Below are 1261 nucleotides of genomic sequence, written 5' to 3' on the forward strand. Positions count from 1 at the left end.
AATTAGAGATTATAAGGAAGAGCTTTTCTCTAATTATTGCTCAAGAATTTATTATCTTTTCATTCTCAAAGCAGAACTACGTTTAACCCTGAGTTGTAGGTAATTTAAAAATGACGAAGAACATACTTTTATTATTCCTTTTAATTACAATCAAGTCGTATTGTCAAAAAGTCAATATTTCGGAATTGAATGGAGATTGGATAAAATATAAGATTGAGATGAAAGATGGCAGTAGTTTAATTGACCGTTTCTTTACTGACTCTTCTTACGTTAATTACACTTTTAAAAAAATGGAAATGTGTACTAATGGAAACCCTACTCATAGAGTAAATGAGGTTTGTTTTCCATACTCACTAAATCAAAACTTTATCAAAACATCTTCAACTTCTGGATACGAAATAGAAAGAGTAAAAAATGACACGCTGATTCTCTGTGAAAGAATAGATGGAATGGAAATAGATAAATTAAAGAGATTCTATTTTGTTAGAGAGCAAAAATTGTTCAATGAAATTAAAATTGAAAAAGGAGAAAGTAAAAATCAAATTGCAAATGAATTTTATACACCAACTTTAAGGTCGAGTTTGGAACTTGAACTGAACAAAGCATTTAAGAATAAACATAGTAATTTTAAAGCTAAAGGAGTAATCACAATTGATTTAAAAAATAGAGAGATAAATACTTTAATCAGTTACTCAAATACATCTGATTCTAATAAAATTAAAAGAGTAAGAAAAGTAATTGATAAATCCTATAAACTATGGGATTTAAAGAGGTTTAAACATCTTGAAACTTTAGAAATGCCATTTGTTTTGAAAGACGAGAAAACTAAGACATTTCGTGGAATTTCAATGAAGTTTTTCACTAATTCTTTTTATCAGTTAGACCATTTTTATGGAGGAGATACAAGAATAATTCAAAAAGCTGGAGAGTACTTCAATAAAGCAATTAATTCTTATCAAAATAAAGACTATGAGAGTTCTATAAAAAACTTTACAAAGAGCTATGAACTTGACCCAAAAAATATAGATGCACTTTATAATAGAGCTGCTATTTATTATGAAATTGGAAAACTGGAATTAGCCTGTAAAGATTGGAATGAACTATCTGAACTCGGACAGAAAAAAGGAATAGAATTATTAAAAAATAACTGTAAAAAAACTACCTACAACAAAGAACTGAGTTAAAAAACAAGTGTTTTAAGCTAATTTAGAAACAAAGTTCTCATCGTAAGGTAATCCACTTTTTACGATAGCAAATGCCT

The 1261-nt window shown here is 27.8% G+C and carries 1 protein-coding gene; it reads left to right on the forward strand.

The window, feature by feature from the left end; genetic code table 11:
- Positions 1-185: 185 nt before the first annotated feature.
- Entirely contained in the window at positions 186-1184 is a 999-nt protein-coding gene (locus DFQ02_RS15000; RefSeq protein WP_181896436.1) for a tetratricopeptide repeat protein, read from the forward strand.
- Positions 1185-1261: the final 77 nt, after the last annotated feature.

The organism is Seonamhaeicola aphaedonensis, from assembly GCF_003386195.1.
In the GTDB taxonomy this organism is placed as follows: domain Bacteria; phylum Bacteroidota; class Bacteroidia; order Flavobacteriales; family Flavobacteriaceae; genus Seonamhaeicola; species Seonamhaeicola aphaedonensis.